Raw genomic sequence first — 238 nt, 5'->3', positions numbered from 1 at the left:
GCCGTCGCGGACGCGGGGTTCGCGCCGATGGCAACGCCGGCCAGGGCTCGGATGCCTTTGGGGCCGTTCCCGAACGCCTTGCTGACCGCCGCCCCTCCGCTGCGGCCCGCGCTGGATGCGCGGGCGTTGACGGAGCGGTCACAGTCCCCCTCGAACTCGGGCCGGATGCTGACGTATCCGCGGCCGACGAGCACACCACCGGTACCAGCCACGCCACCTACCTCCTGTCAGGAGTTGG

General features: G+C 72.3%; 1 protein-coding gene. It reads right to left on the bottom strand.

Annotated features, from left to right (window positions below; all coding sequences use genetic code 11):
* Positions 1-212: hypothetical protein (locus tag KVT34_RS31090; RefSeq protein WP_217563381.1), on the bottom strand; the 212-nt coding region annotated here is incomplete at its 3' end.
* Positions 213-238 lie beyond the last annotated feature (26 nt).

It is taken from the genome of Paenibacillus sp. GbtcB18, from assembly GCF_019091125.1.
In the GTDB taxonomy this organism is placed as follows: domain Bacteria; phylum Bacillota; class Bacilli; order Paenibacillales; family NBRC-103111; genus Paenibacillus_F; species Paenibacillus_F chitinolyticus.
Note: the sequence above shows the minus strand (reverse complement) of the source record. Positions and strands in the feature narration are given on the sequence as shown.